Source organism: Halomonas sp. XH26 (assembly GCF_024138895.1).
Classification (GTDB): domain Bacteria; phylum Pseudomonadota; class Gammaproteobacteria; order Pseudomonadales; family Halomonadaceae; genus Vreelandella; species Vreelandella alkaliphila.
Genome location: NZ_CP071889.1, coordinates 1,337,707 through 1,352,846 on the forward strand (window position 1 = coordinate 1,337,707; position 15,140 = coordinate 1,352,846).

Below are 15,140 nucleotides of genomic sequence, written 5' to 3' on the forward strand. Positions count from 1 at the left end.
TGGCTATATCTTGGTGTTTGTCACATTGCTGTCATGTTTTTACTCCAAAGTGGTCGCCAACACGATTTCATTAGGTGATGCGAGAGAAATTCGATGCAAACTAACCAGCTACTTCTACTCTTTTGCACTGTGCTCTTGCTGCTTGGGCTAGCGGCCTACTTTATTGGCCGCGCAAAGGCTTCCCGTGTACGCGCGTCAGGGGCTGCGATGTATGCGCAGCCAGATCAGTATGCATGGTTTGCTGTTCTCTCAACCGCAGGGCCAGCAGTGCTAGTGGGTGCAGTCGGCTCTTTGCTTTTGTTGCTGCTAGGCGCTGAGATACCCCCGCTTTATTTGTTTGCCGCTAGTCTTGTGGTGGCCGCCGCTGGTCTCGCCGTAGGTGTTGCTCAGGTAAAACCTCAGTTCCACGCGCGCCAAGCCATTGAACGCGTTATCCGGTGGATTTTAGCGGGCGCGGCTTTGATCTCGATTTTCACAACCTTCGGAATACTATTCTCAATTATTTCAGAAGCTTTACGCTTTTTTCAGATGCATAGCTTCTGGGAGTTCATTACCGGCACAACATGGAATCCAGGTGCGAGCTTTTTAGCATCGGCAGGGCGTGGTGACGGCAGCGGTGCAGAATTTGGTTCAGTGCCGCTATTTGCGGGCACCTTTATGATCACTGCTATTGCGATGTTGGTGGCAGTGCCGGTAGGGCTGCTCTCAGCTATTTATATGTCGGAATATGCGCCTGCTAGGGTTCGTACTGTCGCTAAGCCTGTACTTGAAGTGTTAGCGGGCATTCCAACCGTGGTGTATGGCTTCTTTGCTGCCATTACCGTTGCCCCAATTATTGTAAACATTGCAGGGTTCTTTGGTTTAGATGCCTCTTATAACAATGCCGTCGCACCCGGTGTAGTGATGGGAATTATGATTATCCCGTTTATTTCATCGCTTTCCGACGACGTCATTAACTCTGTGCCAGACAGCATGCGCCAAGGTTCGCTCGCACTGGGGATGACGAAAGGCGAGACCATTCGTGATGTGGTCATACCTGCTGCTTTACCTGGGATTATTTCTGCGTCATTGCTTGGTATGTCGCGAGCGCTAGGCGAAACAATGATTGTGGTAATGGCTGCGGGGATGCGACCTAATCTAACAGCGAATCCATTAGAGGACATGACGACAGTGACGGTGCGCATTGTGGCGGCTCTTACTGGCGATCAGGAGTTTGAAAGCGCAGAAACGCTTTCAGCGTTTGCTTTGGGCTTGGTGCTATTCGCGGTGACGCTGACACTCAACCTAGTCTCAGTCTTAATGATTCGCCGCTTCCGTGAAAAATACCGCGTAAATAACCTGTAACGCCGAGGAACTGATTCGATGAGCCATACTTTTGACGAGATCAGCCAGCAGCTTAAGCGGCGTCACCGTAAGTCGGCACGCTTGAAGTGGGTATCCATGGGGGCGCTGGGTTTGGCTGGTCTGTTTTTGGTGCTGTTCTTTGCTGATATGTTGAGCAAAGGGTTGCCAGCTTTCCAGCAGGCGTACATCAATACGGAAATTCGTTATTCAGAAGAAGCTAGCCGCGATGGCCGACAAGCATTTGATGAAGACTTGATACCGCTGATTAGCCGCACTGAGGTGAGGGTAATTCCGCTCCAACTGCGTAACAACCCTGAGCTAATCGGTACGTCAGAGCAACGTTGGATGTTAGCGAACAGTGAAGTAGATCAATATCTAAAAGGGCATCGCAATCGCCTCAGCGATCAAGAAAAGGCAGAAATTGAGGAGCGTGTAGCAGCCGGCCAAGTGGATCTACGCTTCAATAAAACGTTTTTTGGTTCTGGTGATTCAAAAATTGCTGAGAATGCAGGCATTTTGTCGGCGGTTGTTGGCACAGTGATGACGATGATCGTTACCCTGCTGATTGCGTTTCCCATTGGTGTAATGACAGCGATTTATTTAGAAGAATTTGCGCCAGATAACCGCTTTACCCAAGCAATTGAAATTAATATCAACAATCTAGCTGCCATACCTTCGATTCTGTTCGGTTTGCTGGGCTTAGCGATTTTTATTAACTTCTTTGGGGTGCCGCGTTCTTCGCCACTGGCAGGTGGTATGACCTTAGCGCTGATGACGCTGCCGGTGATTATTATCTCTACGCGTACGGCGCTTCGTAGCGTGCCGGATTCCATTCGCCATGCGGCGTTTGGAGTAGGGTGCTCACGCTGGCAGGTAGTCCGTGATCATGTTCTCCCCTTGGCGATGCCGGGAATCATGACCGGTTCTATCATCGGTTTGGCACAGGCGATGGGGGAAACAGCACCGCTAATTATTGTTGGAATGGTGGCATTTATCCCTGATGTAGGGGCTTCATTTACTAATGCCGCAACGGTAATGCCAGCTCAAATATTTACCTGGTCAGGTGAGCCAGAGCAGGCGTTTGTAGAAAAAACTGCTGGCGGTATTTTAGTGCTGCTCACCATACTTATCTCACTCAACGCCTTTGCCGTTGTACTACGTAAGAAATTTGAGCGTCGCTGGTAGGCCAGCACGTCATAGAGGACATTACTATGAACAGCCATGTACCTGTCATGAACCAGCAGAACCTGCCCGACGTAGGGCAGCCTTATACGCGTAATGAAAAGGCTTGCCATGATTTAAGTATCCGCGTTCGTGATTTGAACCTGTGGTACGGCAAAACCCAAGCGTTAAAAGGGCTAAATATTGATCTGTTTCAGAAGAATGTGACCGCACTGATTGGCCCTTCGGGGTGCGGTAAATCGACCTTTTTGCGCTGTCTAAACCGCATGAATGACCTAATTCCTAGTGTGCACACCGAAGGGTTGGTCGAAATGGATGGGCAGGACGTCAATGCTTCTAAGATGGATGAAGTAGCTTTGCGCCGTCGTGTTGGCATGGTTTTTCAGAAGCCAAACCCTTTTCCTAAGTCGATCTACGAAAATATTGCCTACGCACCGCGTATGCATGACTTAGTAAGTCGTAAGGCAGATCAGGATGAGCTTGTTGAGAAAGCGTTACGTGATGCAGGCCTGTGGAATGAAGTGAAAGATAAACTGCAGGAGCCAGGCACCTCATTATCTGGCGGCCAGCAGCAGCGTTTGTGTATTGCCCGAGCGATTGCAGTACAACCAGATGTAATTTTAATGGATGAACCTACCTCTGCGTTGGACCCGATCTCTACAGCAACGATCGAAGATCTGATGGACAAGCTGAAAGAGCAGTTCACCATTGTTACCGTGACGCATAATATGCAGCAGGCCGCACGGGTAGCCGACTACACGGCATTTTTCCACCTGGGAGAAATCATCGAGTACAACGATACCAAAGTGATGTTCTCAACCCCGGCACAGAAAAAGACCGAAGACTATATCTCCGGTCGTTACGGTTAACTAAGACTGCCTGCAGGCCAGCGCCAAGCTAGCCTGCAGGCATTTTTTTAATTTCTCATATATGTTTTTTCGTATATTAGAATTACGATTTTCGCACTGTTCACCTATTCATTTATTTAGACGTTCATGTATACGTTTATCTAAATAGGAGGCCCCATGGTATTACGTATCGGTATTAACGGGTTTGGTCGTATTGGTCGATTAGCACTGCGAAGCTTATGGACTGAAGTCGAAGCTGGGGCAGTAGAGCTTGTGCGTATTAACGACCCAGGCGGTGATTCAGCAACGTTTGCCCACCTGCTTGAGTTTGATTCGGTGCATGGCCACTGGTCTCCTGGCGAAGGGATTGCAGCTTGCGACGATGCGATTGTTTTAGATAGTAAAACTGTTGCGTTTAGCGCCAATAAGGCGATTGCCGATAGTGACTGGTCTGCCTGTGACGTGGTCATCGAGTGCTCGGGTAAAATGAAAGAAACCGCCAAGCTCCAGGCATATCTTGATCAAGGCGTTGCGCGCGTAGTGGTTAGTGCACCGATTAAAGAAGAGGGCGTGCTGAACGTAGTGGTAGGTGTCAACGATCATCTTTATGACCCCGCTCAGCATCGAATCGTGACTGCCGCTAGCTGCACCACAAACTGCCTAGCCCCAGTAGTTAAAGTGATTCAGGAAACCTTTGGTATTCGCCATGGTTCGATGACGACGGTACATGACATTACCAACACTCAGACGATTCTAGATGCGCCGCACAAAGACCTACGTCGCGCTCGCGCCTGTGGTATGAGTTTGATTCCAACGACAACGGGCTCTGCAAAAGCAATTACAGCCATCTTTCCCGAACTGGAAGGAAAGCTGAATGGTCATGCCATTCGTGTGCCGCTGGCCAATGCATCGCTCACCGATATGGTGTTTGAGCTTGAGCGCGAGGTCACGGTGGAAGAGGTCAATCAAGCGCTGAAGGCGGCCGCAGAGGGAGGGCTCGCCGGTATTTTGGGTTATGAAGAGCGCCCGCTGGTATCGATTGATTATCGCACTGACCCGCGCAGCTCCATTATTGATGCGCTTTCTACCATGGTGGTCAATGGCACCCAGCTTAAGCTTTACGCCTGGTATGACAACGAGTGGGGCTATGCCAACCGCACGGCCGAGTTGGCGCTAATGGTAGCTGGTGAGAAGACAGTTAAAGAGCAGATGGACCGTGGCTGATTCGCTGTTTCTCAAAATGCGCGCTCGAGTCAGAGCGCTGCCGTTTGAAGTTCGCCAATACATGTTGATCACTGGCAACTACTGGGCGTTTACCATTACCGACGGCGCGCTGCGCATGCTGGTGGTGATGTATTTCCATCAGCTAGGTTACTCGCCGCTGCAAATTGCCATGCTGTTTCTGTTCTATGAAGCGTTTGGCGTAGTGACCAACTTGGTCGGCGGCTGGCTTGGTGCGCGGTTAGGCTTGAACCGCACGATGAATGTGGGGTTGGGGCTACAAATTGTTGCGCTTGCCATGCTGATGGTGCCCGCAGGGATGCTCACTGTTGTTTGGGTGATGGCGGCGCAGGCGCTGTCTGGCATTGCCAAAGACTTAAATAAAATGAGTGCTAAAAGTGCGGTCAAAGTATTGGTGCCTAAAGAGAGTGCCAACGCTAATAGCTCTCTCTACCGCTGGGTAGCGATGCTGACCGGTTCTAAAAATGCATTGAAAGGCCTAGGCTTTTTTATCGGCGGGTTGTTACTGACGCTGATTGGTTTCCGAGGCGCGGTGATTGCCATGGCGGTGATGCTTAGCGCGGTATTACTGGTCTCTTTATGGCGCTTAAAAGCAGACTTAGGGCGCCAAAAAGTAAAACCCAAGTTTTCGGAGATTTTCTCCAAGTCTCGTGCCATCAACGTGCTTTCAGCGGCGCGCTTTTGCTTGTTTGCTTCTAGGGATGTCTGGTTTGTCGTGGCGTTGCCGGTGTTTTTATATGACCAGCACGGCTGGACTCATTGGACAGTGGGGGGATTACTGGCAGCATGGATTATTGGCTACGGTGGGGTACAAACTCAGGCACCTAAACTTACCCGATTGATTAAAGGGGATGCCCGCGCGCTAACCGCAGGCTGGGCAGCCGCTTTAGCGGTACTAGCGATTTTGTTGGCGTTACTACCGCTGGCGCAGGTAGGTTGGCTGGTGGTCGGGCTTTTAGCGTTTGGTGTGCTATTTGCGATTAATTCCAGCTGGCATAGTTACCTGATTGTTCATTATGCCCGTGCCGATGGCGTCTCGATGGATGTTGGCTTCTACTATATGGCCAACGCCATGGGGCGTTTGGTGGGAACGTTGCTGTCAGGCTGGTTGTATATGGCTTACGGGCTGAGCGCCTGTCTTTGGGTATCGGCGGCCTTAGTGATAGCCAGTTCAGTGATGGCACTGGCGTTGCCAAAGCAGGTTGCCTAAAGGCCATTGTTTAGTCTGTTGATAACGCCGCGCCATCCACATAAAGGTGGCGCAATTTCCACCAACCTTCAACGCCAATGCGCAGCCCTTGGTTAGCAAGGTCGGGATCAATATAGATCGAAACACTATCTTGAATATGGTGCTGATAGTGTTGGGTATCTTCTGGATGGTGCGCTTCAGCTACCGCAAGATTGGCGAGGCCTCCGCAGCAGCCGTACCGTGGGGAGAGGCGGACGGTCACAACGCCGCCTTGTTGTTTGATGAAGTCGACGGCGTTGCTGTCGATATCAATGACATGGTTCATTGTTCACCCCGTACTATTGTTCTGGCATTTGGTTCCTGTATTAGCTCGCGGGATAGTAGACGGTTTCGCCATCCTCTTTGGTAAAGTGTGCAACGGGCTGCTCAAGCAGTTCCAATACTAGTTCGGATGGGCGACATAAGCGCGCGCCTTTTTGGCTAATGACGATAGGACGATTGATCAGAATCGGGTGCGCTATCATGGCGTCAATCAGCTGATCATCGTCTAGCGAAGAGTCATCCAATTTGAGCTCATCATAAGGGGTGCCCTTTTGGCGCAGCAGTTCTCGCGGTGATATCTTCATCATCGCGAGTAGCGCTACTAGGTGCTCTCGGCTGGGAGGTGTTTCCAAGTAGTGAATTACCTCGGGATCTTCGCCCGATGCCTTGATCATTGTCAGCGTATTGCGCGAAGTACCGCAGTTAGGGTTGTGGTAGATGGTGACTGACATGGTGAGTTATCTCTTGGTTAGGTGGAAAGATCGGTTGTAGGTGCATTGCGCTGAGCTGGCGATTTAGTAAACGCAGGTGATAGCGTTGTGGGGTCTTGCTCGGTTTTGTGCGACTTAGCCGCTTCTGCCCACCACGTTAATTGCCCTAGCGCGCGCCCAAAATAGTTTTCCCAGCGTTCTTGCTCCTGGGCAAACTCCCCGTCATCGTTCAGCGCTTCCTGCGCTTTAGGTATATGGATCATGGCGGACACTGGCAGGCAGCCAAGCTCAGATAGAAATGCGCGCATGCTAACGGCGGCACGCACGCCTCCCCATTGCCCCATGGAGTAAGTCACGATAGCGCTGGGTTTGAATGCAAACAGTGATGCACCGAAATGATTCAGCAAATGGCTCAGCGCCGGGCTCATGGAGTGGTTATATTCGGGGCTGACCATCACGTAGCCATCGGCTTGTTCAATCTTGCCTGCAAGAGCTTCAAGATCATCGGGAACCGCTGTTTTTGCGTAAGCAAAATGTGGCTTGAAAGGGCCGTTAAGGTCTAACGTTAGCGGGTCTATAACCTCTGCCGTTGTATCGGGTAGCGAGCTAAGTAGGCGTTTGCACGCCTGGGATACCCGCTCGCCTAAACGAGCAGGGGCGGGCGGCGTAGAGGTTCGAGTTGAACCGAGAAAAACTAAGTAATGTGCCATCCGAGTATCTCTTTGTTATGCGTTTTCAGGAAAATGCTGACGCGTTTTGTTGGCAATGCGTACCAGTGCGAGCATAAGCGGCACTTCAACTAAAACACCAACTACTGTGGCTAGCGCGGCGCCTGACTGTAAGCCAAACAGTGCAATGGCAGCTGCGACCGCCAGTTCAAAAAAGTTGCTGGCGCCGATCATTGCGCCAGGCGCAGCGATGTTGTGCGGCACACGCCACGCTTTGGCCCAGCCATACGCGATAAAGAAGATCAAAAACGTTTGGATAATCAGAGGAATAGCGATCAATACGATATGCAGCGGATTGTTCAGAATAACGTCGCCTTGGAAGGCGAATAGAAGCACTAGCGTAATGATTAACCCGATGGGCGTGATTGGGCCAACGCGCTTCATAAACACGCTGTCGTACCACTCGGTGCCGCGCTTGGCGATCAGTGTTTTACGGGTGAAATAGCCCGCTGCAAGTGGAATCACGATGTACAGCACCACCGACAAAATAACCGTGTCCCAGGGCACTTGAATATTTGAGATTCCTAGTAACAGCACCACAAGCGGCGCAAAGGCAAACAGCATAATCAAGTCATTCAAAGCTACTTGAACCAGCGTGTAAGCCGCATCACCTCGAGTCAGGTAGCTCCATACAAATACCATCGCGGTGCAGGGAGCTGCCCCCAATAATATGGCGCCCGCTAGATATTGACTGGCCAGTTCCTCAGGAATAAATGGCTGAAAAATCACCATGAAAAACAGCCAGGCCAAGGCGAACATTGTGAAGGGTTTAATCAGCCAATTGACAGTGGTGGTAATGGTTAGGCCCTTTGGCTGGCGGCGCACTCCTGCAATAGCACTGAAATCAATCTGCGCCATCATGGGAAAAATCATCGCCCAGATTAATACTGCAATCGGAATGGAGACCTGGGCATACTCAAACCGTGATAACACCTCTGGCACTGCAGGAGCGAACTGCCCAAGTGCAATCCCTGCGACAATGGCAATTGCTACCCATACGGAAAGGTAGCGTTCAAACAGCCCCATATCGGCACTAGTGGGTGATGTGTTGCTCTGGGTCGTCATAAAGCCACTCCCTGATCAAATAGCACGTTGACTGACGCGTTTGGAGACTTCTTCAGCGCTTTCTTTGCGTTCGGAGTAACGGTCGGTTAGCAGATCGCTGCGTTCACGAACCAGCAGTGTGAACTTCACCAGTTCTTCCATAACATCAACAATGCGGTCATAAAATGGAGAAGGCTTCATGCGACCGTTGTCATCAAACTCCATAAAAGCCTTAGGTACCGATGACTGGTTTGGAATCGTCACCATGCGCATCCAGCGTCCTAAAATACGCAGCTGATTTACCGTGTTAAATGACTGGGAGCCACCGCACACCTGCATTACTGCAAGCGTTTTACCCTGGGTGGGGCGAACGCCGCCTAAGGCAAGAGGAATCCAGTCAATTTGTGCTTTCATAATGCCAGTCATTGCACCGTGGCGTTCAGGTGAGCACCACACCATGCCATCGGCCCACTGTGCCAGTGTACGCAGCTCATCCACTTTAGGGTGACTTGAATCTTCCGCATCCGGCAGGGGTAAGCCCCGCGGATCAAAAATCTTTGTACTTGCCCCCATTGCATTGAGTAGCCGAGCGGCTTCTTCAACGGCTAATCGACTGAATGAGCGTTCCCGCAGTGAACCGTAAAGCAGCAGGATTTTGGGGGCAGGTTGGTCACTCGAGGGAAGCCTCAATGTTTCATGATTGGGAGCTTTAAACAGACGGCTGTCCACGTTGGGTAAATCATCAAGCAATGCCATTGGCGGTGCTCCTTTTATGTCGAAGAAGTGGTTATTGATCGTTATGATATATGTTTTTTCGTATATTTGTACCGGTAACTAGCAGGCTGCAATAATGACGTCATCTTGAAGGCGTAAATTGCTTAAATTACACCCATCAAGAGGTCATTTATTTATGCCAAAGCGCCGCGTGCTGTTCCTTTGTAATGCCAATTCTGCACGGTCTTTGATGGGAGAAGCGCTGCTTCGCCAGATGGCAAGTGATCGTTTTGATGCTTTTAGCGCAGGTTCCGAGCCAGATGAACCCCATGCGCTAACGTTAGAGGCACTGCATAAACAGGGCCTTGATACGGAAGGATTGCGTAGTAAGTCACTGGATGAGTTTGAGGACGAGTACTTCGACTTTGTCATTGTACTTTGCGACAAGGCGCAACAGGTTTGCAGAGACTGGCAAGGGCGCGCCAGAGAAGTGCTTTTCTGGGATATTCGTGATCCGAGGCTAATTAGTAAACTAGATGCATACGAGCAAGCGCTATTAGAAATCCGTCGGCGTCTGCAGCTATGGCTGTCCCTGCATGCTCATGATCAGCCACGTGGTTGAAAGAATTTATGCGTATGGTGAATAGTTTAAGCGTTAAAGCAAGCTGGGCGCTGGTGTTAGTGACCTTCACCTGTCTCATATTGGCAATTGGTGGGTTGGGGTTATTTGCCAATCACTTTGGCCGTGAGGCGTTTACGTCGCTGCAGCAACGAGACATGAATCAGGTACGTGAGCTTAACGGGGCCTATACCCAGCTGCTGCGTGCTCGTATACAAATGAACCGAGCTGCTGAGCTAATTCGTACTCCCTCTTTTGAGCGTCCAGAACCTTTGTTAGAGGAAGCCGGGAGCTTGTTGAATACGGCTTCAGCCCGCTTTAACGCTTTCTACTCGAGTTTTGCTGAGGATGAGCGGCTTGAGCTTGTGGATCAGTTGGCGAATAATTTCCACTCACTAGTTAATAATAATTTAAGTTTGCAAATGATGATGCTGGAAGAGCGCGATGTTCGAGGCTTCCTATCTGGCGAGTCTCGCGTGGATGAGAGTAGTCAGCAGTTTGTGACTGCTGCGGAAGCCTTCTACGGTTATTCGGTCGCCCGTGGCGCTGGGCTGCTTGATCGCTTTCAAAAAGTATCGTCGCTACTATTTTGGGGGGTGCTTGGCGTTGTTGTTGTGGCAATGCTGGTCATAGCGTTAGTGGTATGGGGCGTGCGTAACAATGTTTTGCAGCCTTTGCGTGCAATAACGCAGCACTTTCAACGCATTGCCAAGGGCGATTTATCAACGCCAGTCGAAGCCCATGCCGCGAATGAAATTGGTCTGTTGTTTAGCGAATTGGCAAACATGCAGCATTCGCTGACGTCGACGGTGAACCATCTTAACAACAGCAGCCAACAGGTTTACACCGATAGCCAAGTCATGGCAGCTCAAAGCCAACAATTGGCGGGGCAAACTGACTCGCAAGTATCCGCACTCGTGCAAATGGCGGCAAGCCTCAAGCAGTTAACCGCAACCGTAAATCAGAATGCAGAAAGTGCGGCGCATGTGAGTCAAGCGACGACGGGTGTCGCTCATAAAGCGCAGCAAGGTGATCAAGTGATTGCCCAGTTCATAGCGACTATGCAGGCCATTAACAAGCACTCCGAAGAAATACAAAGCATTATTTCCATGATTGAAAGCATTGCCTTCCAAACGAATATTCTGGCTTTGAATGCTTCTGTTGAGGCAGCGCGTGCGGGTGAGCACGGGCGTGGCTTTGCTGTGGTGGCCAGCGAAGTACGAGCGTTAGCAACGCGCAGTGCTGATGCGGCACATGAAATTCGGTCGCGTATTGAAGCATCTCGCCAGAGTGTTGAGGAGGGGAGTGAGTTATCTCAGCAAGCGGGTGAGCATACGCGCGATATTATGCAGTCGGCCACTCAGGTAGAGCAGTTGATGGCAAGGATAGCCAGTGCGTCGGAAGAGCAGCGACGTGGTATTGAGGAAGTGAACAGGGCGGTCACGCAAATTGATATGACAACTCAAGATACGCTGAAGCTGGTCAATCACGCGGCACAAAGTGCTGAAGGACTAACTCAAGAAGCTCTGAAAATGCGTGAATATGCTGGTCAATTTCGCATGGTTGAGGATCAGCTTAGCAATAATCATGATGATATCAGTGAAGTTACAGAGGCGCCCAGGTCGTTGGACTGGCAGACATTGGCCACTTCAGAAAAGTATGGCGATAGGGAGGATAAACGCGCCTTGGCATGATCAGTATGGCAAGGCGCGGGAGGGTTGATTATATTAGTCGATTAGCTCAACGGCCACAGCGGTGGCTTCGCCACCACCAATGCACAGGCTGGCAATACCACGTTTGCCGCCTTTGGTGCGTAGGGCGTGAATAAGCGTCGCAATGACGCGTGAACCTGTTGAGCCAATTGGGTGCCCTTGGGCACAAGCGCCGCCAAACACGTTGACTTTCTCGTGGGGTAGCCCCAAGTCATCCATCGCCATTAACGTAACGACAGCGAACGCTTCGTTAATCTCAAACAGATCAACATCGTTAACACCCCAGCCAAGCTTTTTCATCAGCTTTTCAATGGCACCGACTGGCGCAATGGTGAATTCGCTTGGATGGCGAGAGTGGGTGGTATGGCCAAGCATTTTGGCTAGTGGCTTCACACCATGGCGCTGTGCGGCTTCATGGCTGGCCAAAATAAGTGCGGATGCACCGTCGGAAATTGAGCTAGCGTTGGCAGCCGTAATAGTACCGTCTTTGGCAAACGCCGGGCGCAACTGGCGAATTTTATCTAGCTTCGCTTGGAAGGGCTGTTCATCATGCTCGACCAGCGTTTCACCTTGGCGTGTGGTTACTGTTACCGGCGCCATTTCTGCCGCTAAGTGGCCGTTATTGGTAGCGTCCATAGCGCGCTCTAAGGATGCAATGGCAAAATCATCCAGGCGCTCGCGCGTGTAGCCACGCTCTGAGGCAACATCCTGAGCGAAAACCCCCATCAATTTGCCGGTTTCGGCATCTTCTAAGCCGTCAAGGAACATGTGGTCCTTTAGCTCGCCATGACCTAGACGATAACCGCCACGCGCTTTAGTGAGTACGTGTGGGGCATTAGACATCGATTCCATGCCGCCAGCGAGAAGCACTTCCCCCGTCCCGGCTTTGATCAAGTCGTGGGCTAGCATGGTGGCTTTCATGCCAGAACCACACAGTTTATTGATCGTAGTAGCACCATTGGCATCGGGAATGCCAGCCTGACGCATGGCCTGGCGGGCTGGCCCTTGTTTTACGCCGGCGGGTAGTACACAACCCATGATGCCTTCTTCAATAACGGATGCTTCGATACCCGCTCGCTCTATGGCAGCGCGGATTGCAACGGCCGCAAGTTCGGGAGCCGTCATGCTGGAAAGACTACCCATCATGCCGCCCATTGGCGTGCGGGTGGCAGATAAAAATACAACCTCGGTGGCATTACTCATTTGTGCGTCTCCTGTCGGATTTCTTGTGATTATCTTGCTGTAAGCTTAGTGATGCGTTGACCCGTTGGCGGGGCTGTGGTCTTCTCCTAAGTAACCAAGCAAGCGCTAGTGTAAATGACATGAATGTAATGAATGCTTCCCCTCGCCGCAAGGAATTGACACGTTTAGCGGCTCAGCTATTCGTCCAAGAAGGCTTTGATCGCACCACGGTGCGTATGCTGGCGCAAGAAATGGGTATCAAGTCTGGCAGCTTGTTCCATCACTTCAAAGATAAGCAGGAAATCTTAGCTGCGGTAATAGAGGAGGGTACCCAGAATGCTCTTAGTATTGCTAAAGCAGCGCTTCAAGAGTGCGACAATGATCCTGAGGCGCGTCTGCATGCTATGGCCCGAGCGCACTTAGAGACACTTTTCGCTGATCGCAATGCCCATGTGGTCGCGTTATTTGAATGGCGACGGTTAGATCCAGATGCGAGTGCCCATTTAAGCCACCTGCGGGATGCTTACGAAGCACTATGGGTAGAGGTTATCGATGATGCGCTGGCAGCAGAGCTTATTCACGGTGACCGCTTTCTTGTATCGCGATTTATATTGGGTGCCCTGAATTGGACGGTACGCTGGTACGACCCTAGTGGGCCGCGCACACCCGATGATCTAGCCGATGAGCTGGTCGCGATGATTATGGCCCGTTAATACCCCTTCTCGACCAACGTCTAATCTATTTACGACGCTGATTGCTTGCGCTCCCGCGTAAATGCTTTTAGCGTTAGTTTAATTGCAAGGTTTCCGTTAACGTAAACGGACAAAAATAAAGCGTAGAACGAAACCTGGCCTGTCTGTTTGCGTACAACTGCTCACGACTAACAACATAAGAGAGCCATCATGACAGCAACATCAGCGTCACTACCCACATATTCCACCTTCCTGGAAGGCTTTACGGTTGACACCATGATTGCCAGGCTGGATGACCATCAGGATGGTTGCCTTAATGCCTTCGAGGCATGCTGCGGTCGTCATGTGCGCCAGGGGCGAGGTGATGTGCTTGCGCTCGTGCAGGAAGATATCAATGGACAAACCCATACGCTGACGTATGCAGAACTAGACGAGCAGAGTGGCAAGCTTGCTGGCTGGTTTAAGGCCCAAGGGCTTGGTGAAGGGGACCGTATTGCCTGCATGCTGCCGCGCTCAACAGCACTGTTAGTGGCGGTTCTTGCCACTTGGCGAATTGGTGCGGTTTATCAGCCGTTATTTACCGCGTTCGGTCCTGATGCGGTGGATTATCGCCTGGGGCGCGCTGACACCAAGCTGGTTATTACCGATCATGCTAATCGCTTTAAGTTTGATGGGCTAAGCCAGTGCCCGCCTGTTTTGGCAGTAGGCGGGGCCACTAGCGAGCATCCTAATGATCATGATTGGCAGGCTGCGTTGACGCATACGTCAATGAGCGAAAAGCCACCTCGTCTTGCCCCTGAAAAACCTTTTCTTCAGATGTTTACTTCAGGCACGGTAGGTAAGCCAAAGGGAGTGGCTGTGCCGCTTTCCGGTATGACAGCGTTTGCTCTCTATATGGAGCTGGCAGTCGATCTTCGTGACGATGATCGCTTTTGGAATATGGCTGACCCTGGTTGGGCATACGGGCTTTATTACGCGATTGCTGGGCCGCTGCTGCTCGGTGTTACCACGCACTTCTGCGAGGCGGGTTTCAGTGCAGAAGGTGCCTTGGCGTTCATGAAGCGTCACCATATTACTAACTTCGCCGCGGCGCCCACGGCATACCGCTTAATGAAAGCGTCAGGACTGTTCGATGACGCCCACCAAACCTTAGAGCTTCGCGCGGCGAGTTCGGCAGGCGAGCCACTGAATACAGAAGTAGTGACCTGGGTGGAGAAGTCGTTAGGTTGTCCGGTCATGGATCACTATGGTCAAACAGAAACCGGCATGACCTGTAATAACCATCACTCCCTTGATCACCCCAAACACGTTGGAGCGATGGGTGTGCCAATGCCGGGCTACCGCTTGGCTATCTTGGATGCCGAGTATAACGAGCTGCCGCCCGGTGAGCCGGGTGTGCTTGCAGTTGATATCAAAAACTCACCCGCCCACTTTTTCCAAGGGTATACCTGGCAAGAAAAAGATCCCTTTGTGAACGGTTACTACCTGACTGGTGATGTAGTTATCCGCAATGAAGACGGCTCGTTTCAATTTGCCGGACGTGATGACGACATTATTACCACCGCAGGCTACCGAGTTGGCCCTACGGATGTTGAAAACAGTGTCATGACCCACCCTGCGGTTGCCGAATCTGCAGCGGTTGGCCAGCCAGACGAGATTCGTGGCGAGGTCATTAAATCTTATATCGTACTGCGTGATGGGTATGAGGCTAGTGAGGCGCTTGCTGATGAGATCCGCCAGCAAGTGCGTGAGCGTCTTTCTACTCATGCGTTCCCCAGGGTTATCGAATTCGTCGATGAGCTGCCCAAAACGCCTAGCGGCAAGATTCAGCGCTTCAAACTTCGTGCCCAAGCGACTGAGCAAGCACGCAACGACAAATAATCAAAGGAAAG

General features: G+C 51.2%; 15 protein-coding genes. 9 read left to right on the forward strand and 6 right to left on the reverse strand.

What is annotated here, in order from left to right; translation table 11 throughout:
• The first annotated feature begins 93 nt into the window (after positions 1 to 93).
• The 5 genes from pstC (at position 94) to arsJ (ending at position 5,826) form a co-directional block, all read left to right on the forward strand.
• Positions 94 to 1,344, forward strand: a complete 1,251-nt coding sequence (gene pstC / locus J4377_RS06175; protein ID WP_038482950.1) for a phosphate ABC transporter permease subunit PstC — start codon at positions 94 to 96, stop codon at positions 1,342 to 1,344.
• Positions 1,345 to 1,362: 18 nt separating this feature from the next.
• A complete protein-coding gene (gene pstA, locus J4377_RS06180; protein WP_038482953.1) occupies positions 1,363 to 2,529 on the forward strand; it encodes a phosphate ABC transporter permease PstA in 1,167 nt (388 codons plus the stop codon).
• A 26-nt stretch (positions 2,530 to 2,555) separates the two neighbouring features.
• Positions 2,556 to 3,395, forward strand: coding sequence for a phosphate ABC transporter ATP-binding protein PstB (gene pstB / locus J4377_RS06185; RefSeq protein ID WP_038482956.1), 840 nt, complete (start codon positions 2,556 to 2,558; stop codon positions 3,393 to 3,395).
• 156 nt (positions 3,396 to 3,551) lie between these two features.
• On the forward strand, positions 3,552 to 4,598 hold the full coding sequence (locus tag J4377_RS06190) for an ArsJ-associated glyceraldehyde-3-phosphate dehydrogenase (RefSeq protein ID WP_253487427.1): 1,047 nt from the start codon (positions 3,552 to 3,554) through the stop codon (positions 4,596 to 4,598).
• Between the two features lie 16 nt (positions 4,599 to 4,614).
• Positions 4,615 to 5,826, forward strand: a complete 1,212-nt coding sequence (gene arsJ, locus J4377_RS06195) for an organoarsenical effux MFS transporter ArsJ (RefSeq protein WP_253488115.1) — start codon at positions 4,615 to 4,617, stop codon at positions 5,824 to 5,826.
• A 10-nt stretch (positions 5,827 to 5,836) separates the two neighbouring features.
• Here arsJ and J4377_RS06200 read toward each other — a convergent pair whose 3' ends face one another.
• The 5 genes from J4377_RS06200 to arsH are packed head-to-tail and all read right to left on the reverse strand — an operon-like array spanning position 5,837 to position 9,085.
• Entirely contained in the window at positions 5,837 to 6,130 is a 294-nt protein-coding gene (locus J4377_RS06200) for a CC/Se motif family (seleno)protein (RefSeq protein ID WP_038482962.1), read from the reverse strand.
• Positions 6,131 to 6,170: 40 nt separating this feature from the next.
• Entirely contained in the window at positions 6,171 to 6,578 is a 408-nt protein-coding gene (gene arsC / locus J4377_RS06205; RefSeq protein WP_198350134.1) for an arsenate reductase (glutaredoxin), read from the reverse strand.
• 17 nt (positions 6,579 to 6,595) lie between these two features.
• Positions 6,596 to 7,267, reverse strand: a complete 672-nt coding sequence (locus J4377_RS06210) for an NADPH-dependent FMN reductase (protein ID WP_038482967.1) — start codon at positions 7,265 to 7,267, stop codon at positions 6,596 to 6,598.
• A 15-nt stretch (positions 7,268 to 7,282) separates the two neighbouring features.
• Positions 7,283 to 8,350: an ACR3 family arsenite efflux transporter gene (gene arsB, locus J4377_RS06215; RefSeq protein WP_038482970.1), complete on the reverse strand. Its 1,068-nt coding sequence runs from the start codon at positions 8,348 to 8,350 to the stop codon at positions 7,283 to 7,285.
• Positions 8,351 to 8,365: 15 nt separating this feature from the next.
• Positions 8,366 to 9,085 (reverse strand): arsenical resistance protein ArsH, encoded by a 720-nt coding sequence (gene arsH, locus J4377_RS06220; protein ID WP_095602241.1) that lies wholly within the window; start codon positions 9,083 to 9,085, stop codon positions 8,366 to 8,368.
• A gap of 154 nt (positions 9,086 to 9,239) precedes the next feature.
• Between arsH and J4377_RS06225 the strand changes: the two genes are divergently transcribed.
• On the forward strand, positions 9,240 to 9,665 hold the full coding sequence (locus tag J4377_RS06225; protein WP_038482976.1) for an arsenate reductase ArsC: 426 nt from the start codon (positions 9,240 to 9,242) through the stop codon (positions 9,663 to 9,665).
• 14 nt (positions 9,666 to 9,679) lie between these two features.
• A complete protein-coding gene (locus J4377_RS06230; protein ID WP_253487429.1) occupies positions 9,680 to 11,356 on the forward strand; it encodes a methyl-accepting chemotaxis protein in 1,677 nt (558 codons plus the stop codon).
• 33 nt (positions 11,357 to 11,389) lie between these two features.
• Here J4377_RS06230 and J4377_RS06235 read toward each other — a convergent pair whose 3' ends face one another.
• A complete protein-coding gene (locus J4377_RS06235) occupies positions 11,390 to 12,577 on the reverse strand; it encodes an acetyl-CoA C-acyltransferase (RefSeq protein WP_231658638.1) in 1,188 nt (395 codons plus the stop codon).
• 128 nt (positions 12,578 to 12,705) lie between these two features.
• Between J4377_RS06235 and J4377_RS06240 the strand changes: the two genes are divergently transcribed.
• Positions 12,706 to 13,269, forward strand: a complete 564-nt coding sequence (locus J4377_RS06240; protein ID WP_089037912.1) for a TetR/AcrR family transcriptional regulator — start codon at positions 12,706 to 12,708, stop codon at positions 13,267 to 13,269.
• Positions 13,270 to 13,458: 189 nt separating this feature from the next.
• Positions 13,459 to 15,129 (forward strand): AMP-binding protein, encoded by a 1,671-nt coding sequence (locus J4377_RS06245; RefSeq protein ID WP_095602238.1) that lies wholly within the window; start codon positions 13,459 to 13,461, stop codon positions 15,127 to 15,129.
• Positions 15,130 to 15,140: the final 11 nt, after the last annotated feature.